General features: G+C 45.7%; 18 protein-coding genes. 2 read left to right on the forward strand and 16 right to left on the reverse strand.

What is annotated here, in order from left to right; translation table 11 throughout:
* Positions 1–175: 175 nt before the first annotated feature.
* From infB to D0C36_RS13945, 5 genes are all read right to left on the reverse strand, one after another.
* Positions 176–3136 (reverse strand): translation initiation factor IF-2, encoded by a 2961-nt coding sequence (gene infB, locus D0C36_RS13925; RefSeq protein ID WP_117392231.1) that lies wholly within the window; start codon positions 3134–3136, stop codon positions 176–178.
* Positions 3137–3194: 58 nt separating this feature from the next.
* Positions 3195–4430 carry a transcription termination factor NusA gene (nusA, locus tag D0C36_RS13930; protein WP_117392232.1) on the reverse strand — a complete coding sequence of 412 codons (1236 nt, stop codon included), beginning with the start codon at positions 4428–4430 and terminating at the stop codon, positions 3195–3197.
* A gap of 9 nt (positions 4431–4439) precedes the next feature.
* Entirely contained in the window at positions 4440–4904 is a 465-nt protein-coding gene (gene rimP / locus D0C36_RS13935; protein WP_117392233.1) for a ribosome assembly cofactor RimP, read from the reverse strand.
* Between the two features lie 129 nt (positions 4905–5033).
* Entirely contained in the window at positions 5034–5456 is a 423-nt protein-coding gene (locus D0C36_RS13940; protein ID WP_117392234.1) for a hypothetical protein, read from the reverse strand.
* A 4-nt stretch (positions 5457–5460) separates the two neighbouring features.
* Positions 5461–5937 (reverse strand): Lrp/AsnC family transcriptional regulator, encoded by a 477-nt coding sequence (locus tag D0C36_RS13945; protein ID WP_117392235.1) that lies wholly within the window; start codon positions 5935–5937, stop codon positions 5461–5463.
* A gap of 83 nt (positions 5938–6020) precedes the next feature.
* Between D0C36_RS13945 and D0C36_RS13950 the strand changes: the two genes are divergently transcribed.
* On the forward strand, positions 6021–6941 hold the full coding sequence (locus tag D0C36_RS13950) for a DMT family transporter (protein WP_117392236.1): 921 nt from the start codon (positions 6021–6023) through the stop codon (positions 6939–6941).
* Between the two features lie 55 nt (positions 6942–6996).
* On the opposite strand, the gene D0C36_RS13955 is transcribed toward D0C36_RS13950, so the two are convergent.
* Entirely contained in the window at positions 6997–9363 is a 2367-nt protein-coding gene (locus tag D0C36_RS13955; protein ID WP_117392237.1) for a prolyl oligopeptidase family serine peptidase, read from the reverse strand.
* A gap of 71 nt (positions 9364–9434) precedes the next feature.
* On the opposite strand from D0C36_RS13955, the gene D0C36_RS13960 reads away from it, so the two are divergent.
* Positions 9435–9956 (forward strand): GNAT family N-acetyltransferase, encoded by a 522-nt coding sequence (locus D0C36_RS13960; protein ID WP_117392238.1) that lies wholly within the window; start codon positions 9435–9437, stop codon positions 9954–9956.
* Between the two features lie 47 nt (positions 9957–10003).
* Here the strand turns inward: D0C36_RS13960 and pafA are convergent, their stop codons facing one another.
* The 10 genes from pafA to D0C36_RS14010 form a co-directional block, all read right to left on the reverse strand.
* On the reverse strand, positions 10004–11662 hold the full coding sequence (gene pafA, locus D0C36_RS13965; RefSeq protein WP_117392755.1) for an alkaline phosphatase PafA: 1659 nt from the start codon (positions 11660–11662) through the stop codon (positions 10004–10006).
* 217 nt (positions 11663–11879) lie between these two features.
* Complete coding sequence (locus D0C36_RS13970) at positions 11880–12968, reverse strand: acyl-CoA dehydrogenase family protein (protein WP_117392239.1); 1089 nt, start codon at positions 12966–12968, stop codon at positions 11880–11882.
* Positions 12965–13570: a nicotinamide riboside transporter PnuC gene (gene pnuC / locus D0C36_RS13975; RefSeq protein WP_117392240.1), complete on the reverse strand. Its 606-nt coding sequence runs from the start codon at positions 13568–13570 to the stop codon at positions 12965–12967. The genes D0C36_RS13970 and pnuC overlap by 4 nt, the downstream gene beginning before the upstream one ends.
* A gap of 3 nt (positions 13571–13573) precedes the next feature.
* Positions 13574–16018 (reverse strand): TonB-dependent receptor, encoded by a 2445-nt coding sequence (locus tag D0C36_RS13980; RefSeq protein ID WP_317126773.1) that lies wholly within the window; start codon positions 16016–16018, stop codon positions 13574–13576.
* Between the two features lie 365 nt (positions 16019–16383).
* Entirely contained in the window at positions 16384–17406 is a 1023-nt protein-coding gene (locus D0C36_RS13985) for a DUF3078 domain-containing protein (protein ID WP_117392241.1), read from the reverse strand.
* Positions 17407–17493: 87 nt separating this feature from the next.
* Positions 17494–18240 carry a hypothetical protein gene (locus D0C36_RS13990; protein WP_117392242.1) on the reverse strand — a complete coding sequence of 249 codons (747 nt, stop codon included), beginning with the start codon at positions 18238–18240 and terminating at the stop codon, positions 17494–17496.
* Between the two features lie 62 nt (positions 18241–18302).
* Positions 18303–19133 carry a glucosaminidase domain-containing protein gene (locus D0C36_RS13995; protein WP_117392243.1) on the reverse strand — a complete coding sequence of 277 codons (831 nt, stop codon included), beginning with the start codon at positions 19131–19133 and terminating at the stop codon, positions 18303–18305.
* A 48-nt stretch (positions 19134–19181) separates the two neighbouring features.
* Complete coding sequence (locus D0C36_RS14000) at positions 19182–19739, reverse strand: glucosaminidase domain-containing protein (protein ID WP_117392244.1); 558 nt, start codon at positions 19737–19739, stop codon at positions 19182–19184.
* 3 nt (positions 19740–19742) lie between these two features.
* Positions 19743–20384 carry an O-methyltransferase gene (locus D0C36_RS14005; RefSeq protein ID WP_117392245.1) on the reverse strand — a complete coding sequence of 214 codons (642 nt, stop codon included), beginning with the start codon at positions 20382–20384 and terminating at the stop codon, positions 19743–19745.
* A 325-nt stretch (positions 20385–20709) separates the two neighbouring features.
* Complete coding sequence (locus D0C36_RS14010; protein ID WP_117392246.1) at positions 20710–22056, reverse strand: alpha/beta fold hydrolase; 1347 nt, start codon at positions 22054–22056, stop codon at positions 20710–20712.
* Positions 22057–22117: the final 61 nt, after the last annotated feature.

Raw genomic sequence — 22117 nt, forward strand, 5'->3', positions numbered from 1 at the left:
AGCAATTATCGAATGTGTCATTGCGAGCGATAGCGTGGCAATCTCCTCGCATGTAGATGAACGCGAGAGGATTGCCACGTCGCTGGCGCTCCTCGCAATGACATGGTTTTATACTTTTCTTAAACAAAAAAGGACGGCTAAATAGCCGTCCTTTACTTTTTATCTGTTAACCCGCTTACGCCAGTTTACGTTTTACTTCTACGTTTTCGTATGCTTCTACTATGTCGCCTACTTCAATGTTGTTGTAGTTGGCTATGTTCAAACCACACTCGTAACCTTGCTTAACTTCTTTAACATCGTCTTTGAAACGTTTTAATGAAGCCAGCTCGCCGGTATGTACTACCACACCATCGCGGATGATACGGATCTTGCTATTACGGTTGATCTGGCCATCTAACACCATACAACCTGCAATGGTACCCACCTTGCTGATCTTGAAGGTTTCGCGGATCTCAACGTTAGCAACAATCTTCTCTTCAAATGTTGGTGCAAGCATACCTTCCATCGCCGCTTTGATCTCGTTGATCGCGTCGTAGATGATAGAGTACAGCCTGATATCGATCTGCTCCTGCTCGGCAAGTTTACGCGCATTTTGTGATGGGCGAACCTGGAAACCGATGATGATCGCATCTGATGCTGAAGCCAGCAATACGTCTGACTCTGAGATCTGACCAACTGCTTTTGAGATAATGTTAACCTGTATCTGCTCTGTAGATAGTTTCAGTAATGAATCTGATAACGCTTCAATTGAACCATCCACGTCACCTTTAACAATAACGTTAAGCTCTTTAAAGTTACCCACAGCCAAACGACGTCCGATCTCATCAAGCGTGATGTGTTTCTGCGTACGCAGGCCTTGCTCGCGCTGTAACTGTAAGCGTTTGTTAGCTATCTCGCGTGCTTCCGGTTCGCTGTCAAGTGCGTTGAACCTGTCGCCCGCTGTTGGCGCGCCCTGCATACCCAATACCTGTACCGGTGTTGATGGGCCTGCAGATTCTACACGCTGGCCACGCTCATTGGTTAATGCTTTAACACGGCCGCTGTAGCAACCAGCTAATATAGGGTCGCCCACTTTTAAACGGCCTGCCTGTACCAGTACAGTGGTAACAATACCACGGCCTTTATCTAAGGCAGCTTCAATTACGGTACCAACGGCACGTTTGTTAGGGTTAGCTTTTAGCTCCAATAACTCGGCCTCAAGCAATACTTTCTCTAACAACAGGTCGATATTTAAACCGCTTTTTGCAGATATCTCTTGTGTTTGATATTTACCACCCCATTCTTCAACCAGGATGTTCATGGTTGATAACTGCTCGCGCACTTTATCAGCATTGGCACCCGGTTTATCAATTTTGTTGAATGCGAAGATGATTGGTGCACCTGCAGCCTGCGCGTGGTTTATAGCCTCTCGGGTTTGTGGCATCACGCTGTCATCAGCAGCAATTACGATGATAACAATATCTGTAACCTGCGCACCACGAGCACGCATAGCGGTAAACGCTTCGTGACCCGGTGTATCCAGGAAGGTGATCTTTCCTTTATTCTCAGGCAGGGTAACCTCGTAAGCACCAATGTGCTGGGTTATACCACCCGCCTCGCCACCAATTACGTTGGTTTTGCGGATAAAGTCAAGCAATGATGTTTTACCGTGGTCAACGTGGCCCATGATGGTCACGATAGGAGAGCGCGGTATCAAGTCTTCCGGTTCGTCAGGTTGGTCAAGGTTAGCCTCTTCGTCCTGTGGTTTCACAAACTCAACCTGGTAGCCAAACTCATCAGCAACAATGCTTAGGGTTTCGGCATCCAAACGCTGGTTGATAGACACGAACATACCAAGGCTCATACAAGTACCGATAATTTGCGTTACCGGAACATCCATCATCGAAGCCAATTCGTTTGCGGTAACAAACTCGGTAACCTTCAATATTTTCGATTGAAGTTCCTGCTCCATTGCCAGCTCTTCAGCACTTGCTGCTACGTCATCACGTTTCTGACGACGGAACTTGGCACGCTGTGAGAACTTACCAGACTTACCTGCACCACTTAAGCGGGCAAGCGTAGCCTTAATTTGGTCTTGTATATCCTTTTCTGAAGGTTCTTCTTTTGGTGTTGAAGGTGGTGCGTTCCTGTTATTCCTAAAGTCGGGACGGTTAGGGTTAGCATTGCCACCACCTTGCGGCTGTGGCGGGCGGTTCCTAAAGTCGGGGCGGTTAGGGTTAATAGTGCCACTCAACTGTTGTTGCTGGCCACCACCTTCTTTACGTTTACGCTTACGTTTTTGATCGGCAGCGTTATTTTGCGCGTTAGATGAAGATGCTACCGGGCCGCCACGTTTTGGCTGCTCAACAGGTAGCTGTATCTTACCAATGATCTTAGGACCAGAAAGGCGCTCTGCATTTGCGCGGATAACCTCTGCCTGCTCATCTGCTGCTGCAGGTATTTCAGCAACCGGTGCACTTGTTACTGGTGTAGCAGTAGCAACCGGCTCCGGTGCTTTCTCGGCAACGGGCTCTGGTTTTGCAACAGGCGCAGCAGGTGCTTCCGGTGCTTTCTCAGCAACAGGGGCAGCAGGTGCTTCTACTGGCTTTTGTACCTCAGGTGCTTTTTCGGCAACAGGGGCAACAACCGGCTCTGGTGCTTTCTCAACAACAGGCTCTGGTTTCGGTTCCGGGGTGGCAGGCTTCGCAGCCGGCTTGTTCAAATTATCAAGGTCAATTTTACCAACTACCTTAACGCCCGGTAACCCATCGTTACGTTCCTCGGCTTTGGCCTCTTCTGGCTCTGCCGGTTTCGGCTTCTCAGCCGGCGTCGAAGTAAACTGGCCCGCATTTTTGATCAATATCTCCTCGTTGTCAAAATCTCGTGAGCGGCCCGCGTTTGCAGGGCGTTGCTCAGGAACCGCAGGGGTTTCCTCTTTTCTGATCTTGCCGATACTGATCTGTTTGGCCTCCTCCTTAATAACTTTATCAGCAGCAAATTCCTTCAAAAGCACATCATACATTTCGCCATCTAACTTGGCCATCGGTTGCTTTTCTACTTTGTAACCTTTGGAGCCAAGAAAGTCGACAATAGTACCCATACCAATGTTGAGTTCTTTTACCGCTTTAATTAATTTTATGGATTTGTCTTCTGACATTTATTAAATTTTCTCTCTAATTATCGCAAAAATACGATTTTTAATTTGTTATTCGGTTTTATTCAAACTCAGCCTGCAGAATTGATAAAACTTCTTTTACCGTCTCTTCTTCTAAGTCGGTACGTTTCACCAATTCGCCTACAGATAGCTGCAGTACTGATTTTGCCGTATCCAAACCAATGCGTTTGAATTCGTCTAATATCCAGCTATCAATTTCGTCTGAGAATTCTTCGATGTCCACATCCTCATCGTGCTCATCTGCCTCGCGGTAAACATCAATTTCGTATCCTGTCAATTTACCTGCCAGTTTTATGTTATGGCCACCACGGCCGATAGCCAATGATACCTGATCTGGTTTTAAGTAAACTGCAGCGGTTTTTTTCTCGTCATCTAACTTGATCGAAGTGATCTTAGCCGGAGACAATGCACGCTGTATGTACAGTTGTACGTTGTTGGTGTAGTTAATTACGTCAATGTTCTCGTTCTTCAACTCACGAACGATACCATGGATACGTGAACCTTTCATACCCACACAGGCACCAACAGGGTCAATACGGTCATCATAAGATTCAACGGCAACTTTTGCACGCTCGCCCGGTTCGCGAACGATCTTTTTGATAGTAATTAAACCATCAAATATCTCCGGTACCTCAAGCTCAAACAAACGCTGCAGGAACTCGGGAGCAGTACGCGAAATGATGATCTTAGGATTGCTGTTCATCATATCTACTTTGCTCACAACTGCACGTACGCTGTCTCCCTTTTTGAAGTAATCTGCAGGGATCTGCTCGGTTTTTGGAAGCAACAATTCGTTACCTTCATCATCCAGTACCAAAGTTTCTTTTTTCCAAACCTGGTAAACCTCGCCGGTAACAATTTCGCCAACGCGGTCTTTGTATTTTTTAAAGATCTCGTCTTTCTCCAGCTCCAGAATTTTAGAAACCAGTGTTTGGCGTGCAGCTAAAATTGCACGGCGGCCAAAACTTTCTAAAGTGATCTGCTCAATAAAGTCGTCACCAACTTCCAGGTCAGGGTCAATTGTGTGTGCTTCTGCCAGTTCAATTTCCAGGTCATCATCCTCGCTAAAACCATCTTCCATTACGGTACGTGTGCGCCATATCTCTAAGTCACCATTGTCGGTGTTCACGATAACGTCGCAATTCTCATCTGTGCCGTATTTTTTCCTGATCATGCTTCTGAAAACGTCTTCCAGTACGCTCATCATGGTTGGGCGGTCAATATTCTTGAAGTCTTTAAACTCCTGAAAAGAATCAATTAAATTAATATTGCTCATCTTCTCTTATTACTTGAATGATATTAAAACTTTTGTTTCTGTTATTTTATCAAGCGGGATAGTGCTCTCCACTATCTCTGCTTTTTTACCTTTTTGCTTTATGGTCTCTTCTATCTGGATAGCCTCATCGCCTGCGGCCAATAGTTTGCCTTCGCGTTTGGTACCGTCATCCATCTTAATGCTCAAGTTACGGCCAATGTTTTTGGTAAACTGCCTTGTTAGCTTAAGCGGGGCATCAATACCCGGTGATGATACTTCAAGATTGTAGGCATTCTCTATCACGTTCTCTTCCTCGAGATGGAAACCTACGTGGCGACTGATAGCTGCGCAATCGGCAATACCTACACCGTTATCACCATCAACCAGGATGATGAGTTTCCCGTTCGAATGCATTTTTACATCAACCAGGAAAACGTGTGGTAGTTCCGCAATCTTCTCTTCAACCAGCTCTGTTACTCGCTTTTCAATGTTCATTATCGTTGTGTTTTCGCCCTGTTTTAAGGCAGGAAAAATTGGTCGATAAAATAAAAGAGGGGACACACTGCCCCCTCTTTTTTAATTTTCAATGCAAATATAATATGTTTTTACGGATTTTCAAAGCCCTTATGGCTTAAAAATCAAATCAATGTATTTAAGGCTGCCAACATGGGCTTGGCCTTTTATATAATCTGACAGGTGATTGGCGGCATCGGGCCGGTAGTTACGCACAAAATAAGTTTTTCCTTTTACGAAAGGCGTATCAGGCGTAAACACCACAACCGAATCCTGCACCCGGTATTTGCCCGGCTGCACAGGCTGGTAGCTTTTTAGGTCGGTATCTGCCGGCATTTTGTAAACAGCTACCAGGCTTTGCCAAACTGCCGCATTGGTATCTCTTGATATTTCACCAATAACCAGTCTGTCTAATCCTTTAAATTGTACGGAACGATGATCAGCCGTCACAGATACCGCAACCGTTGAGGTAAGCTTTTGAGGCCTGGAACAGGCGGCGAGTAATAAGATCAGCAGAAAATAATGTCTTTTCATATCCTTATTTATCTGATTTAGGTACTGGCAAACTCAACCCGCTCTTCACGATATCCATACAGATGGACGATTTAAACCTTTGAATACCCGGATTATTAAAGAACAACTCGTGCGTTAGGGTTTCATATTCTTTCATATTGTGCACCACCATTATCAGGATAAAATCGGCCTCGCCGGTTACATAGTAGCACTGTTGTACCTGCGGCGTTTGCTCAAATTTTCGCTTGGTTTTGGTTACCAGTTCTACTTTATCGGTTTCCATTTCTACCTGCACCACAATAGTGATGAGCTGGCCCAAATGCTCCGGATCTAACACGGCTATATCCTTTTTGATGACACCCATCTCGCGCATACGCACAATGCGGCGCTGCACTGCAGGAGCCGAAAGACCGATAGTATTACCTATCTCGCGCTGCGAGGCCATATTATTCACCTGTAGTATTTCCAGAATTTTGTAGTCTAACGGGTCTAAAGCCTCCATTTGGTGTTTTAAAATGAAACAAACTTGCACAAATCAATAAAAATTGAGCAAAAAATGCAAGCTATGCAATTTATTTTTGCGCCATGGCAAATCAAACCAACAACAGCAAAGGGATTATAATGGCAATAATAGCCGCAACGCTATGGGGTGTATCCGGCACTTGCGGGCAGTTTTTATTTCAGCAACGCGATATCAGTGTAGAATGGCTAATGTCTGTACGTATGTTAGGCGCCGGCGGTATATTGTTATTATTTGCTTTAGCCAAAAAGGATAAAGATGTACGCAACATCTGGCTGGATAAACCATCGCGCGGCAAACTGCTCATGTTCGGTATCTTCGGGATGCTTACCGTACAATACACCTACTTTGCCGCCATTAAATTTTCAAATGCGGCAACCGCAACTATCCTGCAGTTTTCCGCACCGGTAATGATCGCTATTTACCTGGCCATCCGCCATGGGCAGAGATTGGTTAGACAAGAGTACTTCGCTATATTCTTAGCGGTGTTAGGTACGGTGCTGTTGGTTACGCATGGCAATATCGGTGCTTTAAATATTTCGCCATTGGCTTTTGGTTTGGGCATGGCATCTGCAGTTAGTCTGGCTACTTATACGCTGTTGCCCGTGCCATTACTAAAAAAATTCAGCGCGGTTAGCGTAATCGGCTGGGGCCTATTTATCGGCGGCATTGCCATATCATTAATTAAAGCGCCCTGGAAGCCCGATGGCATCTGGGATATTTATACTTACGGCAACACATTGTTTGTGGTAATCTTCGGCACGCTGTTTCCGTTCTACCTTTACCTGCAGGCTGTACACCTTATCGGCGGACAAAAAGCAAGCGTACTTACCTCTGCCGAGCCGCTTTCGGCAACGCTTATTTCAGTTGCCCTGTTAGGTTTATCTTTTAAGCTGATGGATTGGGTAGGAGCATTGCTGATCATTGCTACGGTGTTTATCCTTTCGATGAAGAAAGTGGCGGCAGAAATTCAGCAGGAAGCTTAAATTTCGTTCGCATATTGAATTAAAAAAGCCGCAATGTTCTTGCGGCTTTTTTGTTTTATTTTCCTTTTAGTGTTTCTTCAAACAGCTTGTAGATGCGTTTATATTCATCTGTCCAGCTGCTTGGCTCTTCAAATCCGTGGTCTTCAACCGGGAATGGGGCAAGCTCCCAGTTCTCTTTATGAAGTTCGATCAATCGCTGGCTCAGGCGCACAATATCCTGGAAGTTTACGTTTTGATCAACCATACCATGGCACATCAGCAGGCGGCCTTTTAAACCGTCTGCAAAATAAATAGGCGAGCTTTGGCGATAGGCTTTCTCATCATTATAAGGCTCGTTCAGGATGTTTGAGGTGTAACCGTGGTTGTAATGCGCCCAATCTGTTACAGAACGTAATGCCGCTCCGGCTGCAAAAACATCGGGCTTGGTGAACATGGCCATGAGCGTCATGAAGCCGCCGTACGAGCCGCCGTACATACCAATGTGTTTGGCATTAACGCCATATTTTTCAACCAGAAGTTTTGCGCCATCTACCTGGTCGTCCAGATCGGCGCCACCCATGTGGCGGTAAATGCCGGTACGGATATCTCGGCCATAGCCCGAGCTGGCGGTATAGTCAATATCCATTACTACATAACCGTTATCTGCCAGCATGTTGTTAAACATATACTCGCGGAAATAACTGCTCCACCAGTAATGTACGTTTTGCAGGTAGCCGGCACCATGCACAAATATTACGGCAGGTTTAGCCGGGTCAGCATTTTTAGGCACATAAACACGTGCATAGATATCTTTGCCGATTCGGTTCTTAAAACTGATCACTTCCGGTTCGCGCCATTGGTAAGAGTTAAACTCGGGTGTGGTTGAACGGGTAACCTGCGTTGCCTGCGCGCCCGGCTTGTTGGACTGCACATAAAGTTCCCATGGTTTGTTTGAATACGAATAGCGGATAGCCAGCCATTTCTCATCGGGCGATAGCGTTACCTCGTTACCGCCTTTCATGGTGGTAAGTTTAACAGGTTCGCCACCTGTAACCGGGATCCTGTAAAAATTGGTAATGCCGGGGTGTTCAATATTTGCGGTAAAGTAAAACGTCTTTTTGTCGTTTGATAGCTGCAGCGTTTGCACTTCCCATTTGCCTGATGTGAGTTGCTTTTTTGAGCCGCTCGCCACATCAGCCAGGTAAAGGTGCGAGTAGCCGCTGGCTTCGCTTTGGTAATAGAAATGGGTATTATCCGTAAACCCTAAACTGCTATTGCCGAACCAGGCACCTGTGCCCGGGCCGCCTATCCAGGCATCATCGTGCTGGCGATCGAGCAGGATTAGTTTGCCGGTTTCGGCGTTCAGTTTCATCAGCCAGCGGTCTTTGTTGTCCTGTGCATCCACATTTACAACGGCGTATTTGCCGTCGGGACTCCAGTAGGGGCCAATAATATCTACTTTACGCTCTGCATTGGCTTTTTTCATGGCAGCCAGTTCTTTAGGGTAATCCTTGTAGAAATCAGGGATGTCTTTTATCCCCGGGATATCTTTAGTGATCACTTTATAAACGCTATCGCGTTTGGTATCAAAAATAAACAGCTCGTACGATTGCTGGGGCGCACCTACTTTTGTACGGTTCGGGATATCCTCTGTAAAGCCCGATGAGGTTACGTAGTTGGGAACAATGCCATTTTTTGCGCCTTCGGCAGCCTGGCTTAAGCGGTAAGTGATATACCTGCCATCCGGACTAACCTGCTGAAAGTTTACGCGTTTATCGCCAATGGCTATCTCTTTCAGTTTATCGCCTTTTAACTCAGCCCGTTCTATTGAATCAAGCTTTTTCTCTTTCGCTTCTTTCTTAATGATATCGAATAATTCCAGCTGCTGTTTCTTTAGCCAGGCGGCCTGTTCGTTATCTTTTGCCGGCTTTTTATCGCTCGTATTTTTAACAAAATTGGTGAGCTGTGCCAATTCACCCTTTGCCAGTTTTAGGCAGTACAAATTATTCTCGCGGGTAAAAATGATAGCCGTTTCATCAGTATTAAATGATGGTGCGCTTTCGCGATCGGTGGTGTTGGTAAGCAGTGTAGCTTTATTGGTAGATAGTTGGTAAAGATAAATATCGCCATCTTTTTCAAATACTTCAAGCGTGTGCGCACGGTTCCATTTGCCATCGCCGGGCATATCGCGGCGCTCATCCAAATTTACTTTTTGCGGTTTGGTATTGGTTGGGGTAATGGCGTATAGGGCGCTCCGTTCCGCTTTCTCAGGGTTCCAGTCGAAATATATTTTTTTGCTGTCGGCGCTCCAGTTTATGTTTGTGGGTGAGGTACCCATCCATTTTGGGTCGCGCATTATTTTTTCAACGGTGAGCTGGCCAAGGTTCTGGGCCATTGCGCCTGCCGAAAATAAAACAAACGACAGGGTAAAGATCTTTTTCATGTGCGTGAGTTAGTCGCTGCAATTTACCACTTTAGCGAAGATTACTATTTTTATCCCATCAATTGTTACAAATGGAGTTTAACGGACAAGGTTTTAAGCTTCGCCCATGGCGGATGGATGATGCAAAAGCATTACAAAAACATGCGGATAACCCCAATGTGAGCGCCTGCCTGCTTAACCGTTTCCCGTACCCGTACTCTATTGTTGATGCTGAAGAGTTTCTGGAACACATTACCACCAAAACACCTGTAACCACATTTGCTATTGAGGTTAACGGCGAAGCCATAGGCGGCATAGGGCTGGAAATTCGACAAGATGTTTACCGCTACTCGCCGCTCATCGGCTACTGGCTAAGCGAACAGCACTGGGGCAAAGGCATCACGGCCGAAGCCGTAAAACTGCTTACCGATTATGCTTTTACTAAGCTTGAGGCAATATGTGTACAAGCTTTTGTTTTTAGCGAAAACCCAAGATCTATGCGGGTGCTGGAAAAAGCGGGATACATTAAACAAGGCATTATCCAACAATCTGTTATTAAACGCGGCTTTGTGATGGATGAGCATGTTTATACGGCTTATCCGCCTGAAAAATAAAAAAGGCCGCAGAGTTAACTACAGCCTTTAATCAATCTGACAATTTCTTATTTAAGCACTTCGCCAATGGCGGTACCAACATTGCCGTTTGGTGCCTGTATGTGCAGCAGTTGTGCAACGGTTGGCGCAATATCTGTCATGTGTGTTTCGCGGGTAAGGCTGCCGTGCTTAACGCCCCAGCCCATAAATACCAGCGGGATGTGTGCATCATAAGGGTTCCAGGTGCCGTGTGTGGTGCCTGTTTGGCCGTGGCCGCTGTACCATCCCGGTTTTAGAACTATCTGGATAGTACCGCTGTGCTCCGGATTGTAACCATTCTGGATACGTTCTTTTAACGCAGCAGGGATGTTGGCTTCCTGCACACGCTGCATATCAACAGCGTAAGCAATCTCCGGCTGGGTCATCAGGTATTGGATCACATCAAACTTAATTCCGTCTTCGCTTACTTTTTGCTTGCGGATCTCTGCATAATTAAAGTTTACCTGGTAGTTATTAAAGCTTAACACACCTTTTTTAACACCGTATTTATCCTCTATCATTTTATTGATATTGGCCATAACCGGGCTATCGTTCCAGATGCCCGCAGGCACTTTATGGTCTATCAGGAAGTTGGCATTGTGTGCAGCACCATGGTCGGCAGTAAGGAAAACGGTGTAATTGCCTTTGCCTACTTTGCCATCCAAATAAGTAAAGAAAGCTGCAAGATCTTTATCCAAACGCAGATAAGTATCCTCGGCTTCAACAGAGTTTGGACCAAACTGATGGCCTACATAATCGGTAGAAGAAAGGCTTACTGCCAAAAAATCTGTCACTACGTTCTTACCCAGATTTTCGCCTTCAACAGCAGCGCGCGCAAGGTCAAGCGTCATGCTGTTACCGTAAGGGGTAGAGCGGATCAAACCTGCATTGCCTTTATAAAGCGTTGATGTTTTTACAGGGAAGGTTGGTGCTTCGGCGCCGCTGAATTTACCTTCGTGGCGCGGGCTGTTATCCGGCTCGCTTTGTACGTAGGTGTTAATAGGATACAAGGTATTCCAATCCATGTTCAAATATTTCTCGGCAGGTTTACCTGCGTTGAAGGTTTTAACCCATGCAGGCAGGTCGGTCATGTAATATGTGCTGCTTATCCAGCTGCCGTTGGCATCATCAAACCAGTAAGCTGCATTTGCAGCGTGACCGGCAGGCAAAATACCACCACGGTCTTTCAATGCAATACCGATAACTTTTGAACGGAAGTTTGTAGCAAACTTTAACTCATCTGTAACCGTACTTGCCAGCATATTGCGCGGCGACATTTTGCCCGCTTTTGATGTGCTGCCTACCGCAACAACGGTACTATCGTCAGTACAATAAACAGATTTACCGGTTGCCTGGATAATAAAATCATTGCCCGCAATACCATGGATAGATGGTACCGAACCGGTATAGATACAGGTATGGCCGGCAGCCGTTACCGTAGGTATGTAAGGTATCAGCGTGTTCTCGCAGGTAAAACCTTCATTAAGCATGCGCTTAAAGCCACCCGTTTGGTAGCGGTCGTAATAACGGTATAAATAATCCCAGCGCATTTGGTCTACCACCAGGCCTACAACAAGTTTTGGGCGCGGCAATGCTGCCGACGGGGTTACGGTTGCTTTTTTTGTTTGTGCCGATGAGCTGAAGATGGCTGCGGCTAATCCTAACGAAAGCAGTATTTTTCTCTTCATAAACATAAGTGTGGGTAAAAGGCAAATATCAGGTTTTGTGTATACAAACAGTGTGATATTTATGTTATAATGGTGTTACAAAAGAGGGGGGAGATCCTATTTACGTCATTGCGAGCGATAGCGTGGCAATCCTCGATCTACAGAGCCGCTCTGTAAGTAGGGGATTGCCACGTCGCTATCACTCCTCGCAATGACGTGATTAGCAAATCGTAATTTTTTACTCCAAAAATGTCAGCAAGGCGTGCTGGCTGGCGGTGTGGATATCGCGCCAAACGCGGTTCAACTCTGTATCCGGCGAGGCGGCAAGCAATCCGCAGTAGGGGTACAATTCGTCAACCGTTTCACGGGCTATGCGGGCCAGGATACGGCTGGTGCGGCTAACATCTTTCAGATATTTTTCATTCGTAATATCATCCCATGATTTATCCACAGCATCAAAGAAGGCCGAACGCGCAGCATTCAATAATATAATTGCTGATTCGCGGGCTTCCATCATTAGTTCGGCATTAGCTTCGCTTACGCGGCGCAGGTTGGTGGCTTTAAACTCAAATGCCTCTTTGCACAGGTCCACAAAGTTTACGGCCATCCCGGATAGGTTGGCTGCAAGCGTAGCTTCTGCTAATTGCAGAAAAGGATAGTTGTAGATCGGTTCGTCAATAAACGCCGCATCGGGCACTATCTCAAAAGTGCGATTTTTATGTACGTGAACATTCCTGATGCTGTACGCATCGCTGCCTGTAGCCACCATACCCATATACTTCCAGCCGCTTTGGAGTTGCACATCGGCTTTATCCAAAACGAATGAGCGGATAAGCGGCGAGCCGTCAACAGTCAACGGATTTCCTGCGGCATCTACAATACGGCAATTAATGGTGATATGCGTGGCATGATGCACTCCGCTGGCGTATTTCCAGCTGCCGTTGATGATATAGCCACCGCCCTGTTCGGTAGCAGTACCGGTATCGGCACCGCTGCCTGCAAGGCAGGCTTTTTTATCTTTGAAGATCTGTTGCGCAACCTCGGGCACAATAAAGCCCCCGAAAAAACCGGCTCCGCTGCAAAGCGTTACCGTCCACCCTAAACTACCGTCGGCCCAGCTTAAGGCTTCTTCTGTTTTGACGAGTTGAGGAAGCGAAAATTGCATACCGCCGTAAACTTGCGGCACCAGCATATTGAACCATTGCTGCTGATAAACCAACTCCAGTTGCCTGGGATGAAGTTTGCCCAACGCCTCGGCCCCGGGTGCGTGCTCTCTTATTATTTTTATCCAATCGGACTCTAATAATTCTGAAGGATGATGGATCATGCCCGTTCTCCTTTCGCAATTTTACGCCAATCGAGGTAGCCAAAAATGGCTACGATGAACAGTATAAGCGTTAATACCGAAGCCATCACCAGATGTTTATGGAACAGCAGCGGAATTGCAAACAGGTTACTCACATTCAGCAGCAGCCAATTCTCTACCTTGCGCCTTGCCAGCAGCCACATTCCCGCCCAAGCAGTTGATGACACCCAGGCATCCATTATAGGCACGGTTGACGGCGTGTACTTGGTGAGTAGCAGATAAAGCACACCCCAGCCAACAAATGAAATGAGCAGGGTAACTATCCACTCCTGTCGCGAAGCAAAGCTTACTTTCACCTGCGGTTGGTCGCGTTTTTTTACCCAGTGGTACCAGCCGTAAGCGCTCATTACTACGTAGTAAACGTTCAGCAAACTTTCGGCAAAAAGGTGAGCGTGCAGAAATATGTAAATCCATAACAAAGTGGCGGCTATACCTGTTGGGTACAGCCCCACTTTGTTGGCCCGCGCAAGCAGCACTTCGGCTACACCCAATATCACAGCCAGCCACTCTAATGCCGAAGTAGCTTTAACCTGTTCTATAAATAAATGTGCCCAGTTCTCCATCGCTTAAAAACTTACGGTTACTGATGTCATGAAGTTCCTTTTTGCCTGTGCAAAAAAGTAGTTGTAGTTAACCACTTGTCCGCCCTCAATATCAGGGTAGGTTGCGCCGTTGGCTTCGTATTCTTTATTAAAAATGTTGTTCACCTGCACGCCCAGCGCTATGTTTTTAACATGCTTAACCGCAAAATTGTAACGCACACGCAGGTCGCTCACAAAATAGCTTTTCAGCAGGCGGTCGCGTACAAAGCGGTTATCGCCGGTGGCCGTTAAGCCTGCAGGGTTGGTGTTCATGGTATTATCCAGGTACTGGCTGCTGATGTATTTGTTAAGCAAAGCGATCTCGCCGCCTTTTACCGGTGCATAGGCTATTTCGCCTGATGCAATGAACGATGGCGAGTAAGCAATATCCGTCTTCTTCAAAAATATTGGCACGCGAGTATCATCGTCATAATTTTTAAGCAGCTGCGTATAGTTTTTGATCTTGTTGGTGCTTATAGTTGCTGTCGCAGCAATACTCAGTTGTTTTGTTGCCTGTACGCGGCCGTCAAATTCAATACCCGCACGGTAGCTGTCATCTACGTTAACGCGGGCCGGCGAGCCAACATCGTTCAACGCTCCTGTTAATATCAACTGATTTTTATACAGCATATAAAACAGATTGATGCCGCCTTTGAAAACATCGCCTGCGGTACGGTAACCCGCTTCAAAATCATGCAGGGTTTCGGGTTTTGGCCGGCTGTTTGGGCTCGAGTTGGTATAATCATCGCGATTGGGCTCGTGGTTACCTACGGCGTATGATGCGTAAACATTGCTGTTCTCGTTAAACACATAAGTAATACCCGCTTTAGGGTTAAAGAAATTAAGCGTAGCATTTTGCTGAACATTATTCAGGTTCCTGTCATACCCCAGGAATGAGTAATAAATACGGCGGTATTGCATATCAGCATTTAATATTACATCGCCTAAACGCCACTCGCCACGGGTAAAAATGTTGAAATCAGTCTTCTTGGCATCGTCGCGATAGTATTGATAATTTGGACCAACCCCGATACCTTGTTCTGAATAAATAATATTACCGTAGTGCGCGCCTTTGTACTCGTTGTAAGCACCGCCGAGGGTAAAATTCAGATTAGTTTGCGGGTTATATTTCAAAGCATAAGTAACGCCATAGAAATAATTATCCAACCAGCGGCGGCGGGCTAAATTAGTAGTACTGATGGTATCAGTGCCGTAATTAACCGGCTTCAAACCATAGTTTGATACAGAGTCGTTTTTCTTGTATTCCTCATAATAGCCTTTACCTCGGGTATAGTGCAAGGCACCGCTAAACGATACCTTGTCTGACAGTTTATGATCATACAATAACTGGTAATGGTTCTGCAGGTAATCATCCACCTGGTCGGCATAGCGTTTGCCGCCGTCCATCATGCCCAGTTCGTTATAAGTTCGGTGGTTTGGGATAGTGTTATCGCCAATGATATAATCAGGGATACCATTCCAAGCCTGGAAGGTGCGCTCTTTGCCCGAGAAGATATTTGCGCGCAAAGTATTGTTCTTTCCGTAGTAAGCACCACTCACAAAGTACGATTTAAGGTTTGATGATGCGTCGTCGATATAACCGTCAGAGGTGATCTGCGATAACCTGCCATCTACAGCAAACTTGCCACCCATTAAGCCGGTGCCAAAGTTGAGCGTGTTCTTAAATGTATTGAACGAGCCTGCCGAGCTGCTGATATCGGCATAACCGGTATCGCGGCGGGTGGTGGTTTGGATGTTTATACTCCCGCCAAATGCACCGGCGCCGTTGGTTGATGTACCCACACCGCGCTGCACCTGGATGTTATTCACAGATGATGCAATATCCGGCAGATCTACAAAGAACGAACCCTGGCTTTCCGAATCGTTATACGGGATGCCGTTAATGGTTACGTTCACCCGGCTGGCATCGCTGCCGCGGATACGGATACCTGTGTAGCCCACGCCCGCACCGGCATCAGATGTCACCACTACTGATGGTGTTTGGTTAAGCAGGTAAGGCAGATCCTGGCCAAAGTTGTTCTTCTGCAGGTCTTTTTTGCTAAGGTTGGTAAATGCCGTAGGCGATGTTTTGTTGGCACGAGTTGCGGTAACGGTTACTTCCTCGGTAGTGAAAACATTGTTGGTTAGTACAAAATTGAGCGTCTGGTTTCCGTTCAGCGTAATGCTTTTGGTAGCCAACTGAAAGCCAATAAAACTGGCTTTTACAGCATAAGTTCCCGCAGGCAGGTTGCTGATGGTGTAGCTACCGCGGCCATCAGTTTGTGTGTTAATGTTTGGGTTGGTAATAGAAACGGTAGCGTTAGCCAAAGCCTCGCCGGATTGATCGGTAATTTTCCCTGTGATGGAAAATTGGGCTGATGCCACAACAGGCAACAGCAGGGCCGCAAGGGCCACAAATAAGTTTTTCAAAATGTGTTGAACAATAAAATTAGTTAAACTAACCACAGCCAGGGTAAAGCTGCAGCATAATTAACTTTTTACCTCTCCCTACGCCGGCATTACCCGGATCAGGTGTCGCCCCCCGGCCCCCTAAAGGGGGAGCAGGAGAACCCTAAGTCGACTTTAGAGTTTTTATTGCTCCCCTTCAGGGGGTCCGGGGGATCATGGGTATGATCTCAGCCTGTCTTTCAGTTTGATTTTACTCAAAGCAAGGCACCCCTTGAGAATATTAATGCGCAAATATAGCTTTTGATTTTTTAAATGCAAGCGAATGCCTGTCGAAGCGCATTATCAACGTTTCTGCAAACTGCGAACCGGCTACTGCCGACTGAAAATCACGGGAACTTGTACAGCACACCCAGCGATAAGCCTTCGGTGCCCTGGATATCATTGATACCTGTGTTTTTATCAAACAACAAGGTACCATTGATAGATACGTTGATGAGTCGGTTAACCTTAGCCGCTAATACTGCATCTAAACGGTGGCGGGTGTAACTCAATGGCTGGCCGTAAGGCACAAACATCTCATAACGGGTGTTAAGGTGCATGTTTTGTGCAATGTCTTTATCAAAAATGGCTACTGCCTGGAATGCGATATCGGTACGGACGTTTTTCCCTTTTTTAACACCGTAAGCTTCTAATTGGTCTTGCGCGTAAACCTTTTCGTCTAACACAAAAGTTTGACGGGCGGTACCGGTACCTAAACGCAGATCGAAGTATGATACAGGCTTATACTCAAAACCGATTGACTCAGTGAGGTAACCGGGAGCCATGAAGTTAGAGATCTGGGTAGGCGCAACCGCCGGGTTAGCATCATAATTGTAACCCTTATCAAATTGCGACTCGAAACTCAACGACCCGAAGAAGAACCAGTGTTTTGCCATCTGCGTAGCAAACTTGTTATCCCAAAAAATACGGTCGTTTGTTTTGCGCGATCCTAAGCCTTTGCTTTTTGATTTACCGTACTGCAGGTTCAGTTCAGATATGTAACTGAACGGTGCTTTGTTATACTCGGTATGGTAAATAAAGTTTGATCCGATAGCGATAGATGATACACCACCCGCTGAGTAATTGTTGGTAAACGCGGCCTGGTTAAAATTTAACCCAAAGGTGATGGCTTTGCGCCAGTAGCTCACTTTATAATCCAACATGGTAACCGGTATTAGTTCCTGCCTTATCTCCAAAGGGGTTGGCGGTACCGGGATGGCATTCTTTTTTGTGTTGATGCGGTATTTGTTAAGTAGAGCGGTGTCTATCTTAACGGTATCTTTTTTTGCAACCGAGTCGGTAGTTTGGGCTGATGCCCCGATAGCAAAAGTGAATGACAGTAAAAAAAGCTTAATACCGGTTTTCAACATGCCACAAATAAAAAGCAAAAATCTCTTATTTCATTGCATTAATTAAAAATACCTTAGAAATGTGCAGAATTTGCGTGCGTTAAAGAATCAGTTTACATCCAATTTTATCTCGGGCAGGGGAGCAACCTCGTATGATCGCGGCCTGCGCAGGTAGCGCTTAAGGTTGGTGCGGATGTAAGAGATAAACTCATAGTCGCCGGCAGTGGTTACCAGGTAATAACCGGGGCGGTATTTCTGCATAAAATCGGTAAGCTTTGGCTCTTCCAGGTGGGTAATGCCCTGTACAAATGCTTTGTTAAACCGGTAGTCTATCACCTTTTGCTTATACTCGGCATCAATTATCCCTCTCAGTTTCTCGGCATTGCGGCCACTTTTGCTGAAGGCATTATATAAAGCATCAATACTTAAACCAACCCCGCCGCTGCCCAAACTTAACAGATCGGCATTAGCCGTGGAGCCGTATATTTTACTGTATTCCTGCTTGGTTTTCTCCAGTTGCTTCTCAGGCGTTGTGTTCTTTCCTTTTACGGTAACTTCCATCAGCTGTATGGCTACAGGCTTAAGGTAAACCGCCATTGATTCGTAATTGTTAACAGTAATGGTATCGCCAAAATGCTCGGTTTGTACAAACGCGAGCCTATCGCCGGGTTTGGCCTGTATCTCAAACTCGCCCTTAAAAGTATTGTAAACAGATTTGCCCGATGTGAGGTTGGTAACACTTACCCTTGCTATACGGGCATTGCTGTTTTTATCAAATACTATCCCGCTTACCGTGCTTTGCGCAAAGCCGGTAAAGCATAGCATTAAAAAAACAGAGGTAAGCCATAACTTCATTTGGGATCTTAAAGTTACAGTTTTGCTGCGCGATGAATTATTCTTTAACAATCTTTAACACACTATTTCACTACAACCAGTTTCTGGCCAATTTTTATGCCGGCATCAGGCAGTCTGTTCAGTTCCCTAAGGTCGTCAACAGTGATACCAAAACGTTTGGATATGTTGTATAGTGTGTCGCCCTGTTTAACGGTGTAAATTTTATCGTCGGGCGGGGTTTTGGTAATGCTGTCTTGCTGTGGCGTATTCGCGTTATCGCTTATTTCGGCCAGTACGCGGTCTTCACGTTTTATTTTGGCTACCTCTCCCTCAGCACGATCATACTGATCAAGCTGGTATTTAGTGATGATATTGAGCAGCAATTGCGGATATTTTGGGTTGGTGGCGTAACCACAAGCTTTTAAACCGTAAGCCCAGCCTTTATAGTCGTTTTTATTCAGCTCAAAAAGGCGGGCGTAATTTTTCTTCTTTAAAAAGGTAGAGTGATCGCGGAATGATTCTTCAGGATTTGAGTAAACACGAAAACAATCGTTCTCGTTATCATCGTTCTTATAGTAGCTTTCGCCTGTCCAGCCGCTGCCGCATTTTATACCGAAGTGGTTATTGGCAAACTTCGCCAGGTCACTGTTGCCGGCGCCGCTCTCAAACAAACCTTGTGCAAGCGTAATACTTGCCGGTATGCCGTAGGCATTCATCTCCTCAATGGCTATGCCTTTAAACTGCTCAATATACTCAAGCGATGTGAGATCTTTATGCGCGGCAATACTTGCGCGGTTGCGCTTTTGAATGGCTTGATTGTTTTTACGGGCTTTGCTGCTGCTTATGGTGCCTTTTTTGGCAGAACATGATGTAAAACAGAAAGCAGCAATTAACAGGATAAGAAGTCTACGCATGAGTTTGCTTATAGCTGAGCCAAACTTAAGGTTTTAAATCGCAAAAAATTAATTGCTTGCTAATTCGGGTTTTTTAGTAGCTGTCGAGTCCGGGTTTGGATCATCATCATAATCATCAAGGCTGTATCTTTTGATGATGTTTACCACTTGCGATGCCCAGGTACGGCTACTGCAGTAACCACTGCGCTGAATGCCCTTAGCCCAGCCCTTGTAATCGTACTGCGTAAACTTATCAGCCAGGTGGCTAAACTGTTTACGCTCAGTCATGATGCGGGCGAAATCTTTAAAAGAATCCATCACGCTGTCGTATTTTTTATATGATGTACGTACCTTTTTGTTGCCTTTATAGTACACGGCACCACCGCCGCCTTTTACACCAAACTGGTTATTCAAATTTTTGGCAATTGCGCTTTTTCCGCTTGCACTCTCGTGCATGGCCACTCCAAGAATGATGCTTGCCGGTACGCCGGTCTCATGCATAATACGAATGGCATTATCTTTGAACTTATCAATATAAGATTGTGGAGCACTTTGAGCTGAAGCAGCTGATGTTGATGCAATTAATGCTGAAACTGAAAGAAGAGCAATAGTTAAGAGTTTCTTCATAATTTACTTTTTTCTGATGAGCAATAGTCCATCGCGCACTGGTAGAATTAATTTTTCAACCTGTGTGTTAACAGCTATCTGTTCATTTAGTTTGCGAAAGCTCTCGGTATCGGCGTCCTTTTGGGTTTCGTCGTACACCTTTCCTTTCCACAAAACGTTATCAATTATTATTAACCCTCCGGGTCTTAACTTATCAAGTACTAACTCAAAGTACTTAAAATTATTTCGTTTATCCGCATCGATAAACACAATATCAAAGTTATTTTCTTGAAAATCAGCCAATACGGCCTCTGCAGGGCCAATATGCAGCTTGATTTTTTTATCCACATTTGTTTGTTCAAAGTGTGAATTGAGCATTTCCTCGTACTCGGCATTCACCTCAATGGTATGCAAAATGCCACCCTCAACCAATCCTTCGGCTAAACAAATAGCCGAGTAACCGGTAAAGGTCCCTATTTCTAAAATAAGCTTAGGCTGCATCATTTTGCTGAGCATGCTCAGCACCCGGCCCTGATAATGACCTGACAGCATATTAGCTTTCAGCATCTTCAGATGAGTATCCCGATTTATCTTTTGCAACCCCACCGGCTCGGGGTCGCAATGGTTATCAAGGTAGCCTTGCAAGGCCGCGTCAAGAATTTCCATGGCGGCAAAGGTAAGAATTTTATTTTTAATGGGATTTTACGATGGATAAAGTGTTGTTTTACAATATTATATAGGTATTTAGATGGGCGTTCCCCTTCGGGTCGGGCTATACACTCATACGCGCACGGGCATTAGGCGCATGGCCGGTATCCGTTGCTATCCCTAACGCGTGGCGGCTGTTATAACAGCACACGCGGCACGCGTGCGCCAGCGAAAAATATAAAACCGCGTCATTGCGAGGTACGAAGCAATCTCTTTAGGACAAGCGGCTCTGTACAGCTCGGAGATTGCTTCGTACCTCGCAATGACGCGCGGGTGAAGGAAATCAGCGGTCTATGAAGTTAAGTACCGTCTCATTAAACACCTTCGGTATCTCTACAGGTGCGTAGTGCGTTGCACCTTTAAATATCACAAGTTTTGCCTTGGGGATGGCATCCGCAATGGCGCGGGTGTGTTTCTCCAGTATCAGATCGTCCTGGCCGGCCAGTACCAATACCGGCGATTTAATTTTGCGGACATCATCAAACGTCAGGTGCGGTTCTTCTAACAGCATGGTAAAAAGGCGGGCCTGCATTTTTGCTTTGGGCTGGTTAGAGAGTTTGTAGGTTGCCAATTGTGCCTTTACCTGTTCAAGCACTTTATCGGGCAGGGCCTCATTGGTAGGGAACAGGTTGGCACCCATTACAGCCAGCTTATTTACATACGAAGGATATTTTATGGCCATTATCAACCCCGTATTACCGCCATCGCTCCAGCCAAGGATGTTTGTCTTTTTGATGTGGAGCGAATCAAGCAGTTGTTTCATATCATCGGCAAACAGGTCGTAGCTGAGCGGGCCGGTGGTTTCATCGGTGCTTTTGCCCTGGCCGCGGGTATCTACCGCAATCACCTTATATTTTCTAGCCAGGTCTTTTATCTGAAAATTAAAGGCATAAATTTCCTGGCTGTTGCCATGCAGCAAAAGCAGCGGCTCGCCTTTTCCGTAGGTCTCATAATAAAGCGTGGCATCTTTCAATTTTACCGTGCCCGATGCTGCTTTGTTATACCCGTAAGCAATGGCGTTGGGGTCATAGTCGGGTTTGGTTTTAGCTTTAGAGATATCATCACCATCTATCAAGATCTGTGCATCATCAACCCAAAGTTTGCCAGCACCTTTTAATATGGCCGCCACCGAAATGTTTTGCGCGTACTGTGGGATGTTGAATTTAAGAGAATACTGTTTCCAGTCGCCGGTGCCATTTATCTTCTGGCCCTGCATTGAGCGGAAGTCTAACACATTCCCTCTAATATCATCAGCGCGTATCAGCAGGCCCATAAAATCTTCAACTCCTTCAAACTTTAGCCATGCTTTAAACTCTAATTGTTTGCCCGCATACTTTGCCGGGATAACCTGCTTTATGCTCATAAAAGAGCGGGCATCCGTAGATTTGGTTTGCTCTATTAATAAGGAGTATTTACCCCCATGCTTCTCTTTTGTGTCGGTGTCGTATTTATAATCGTCTTTATATATTGTTTCGTGGAAGAATATCTCCCAGTTATCGGGCAACGACCTGCCGGCAGATACTCTTTCAAAATCAAGATTATAACCGGCATCCGGCGTAGCCGTATTGGTTTGCGCAAATAGTTGTGCCGATAATAATAGGGAAGCTGTTAAGGTGATAAGGCTTTTCATGGGTATAAATAGTATTTTACCAAAACTATTTATTTAGCCTTTGCATTCACAAGTACGTTAA

It is taken from the genome of Mucilaginibacter conchicola, assembly GCF_003432115.1.
Classification (GTDB): Bacteria; Bacteroidota; Bacteroidia; order Sphingobacteriales; family Sphingobacteriaceae; genus Mucilaginibacter; species Mucilaginibacter conchicola.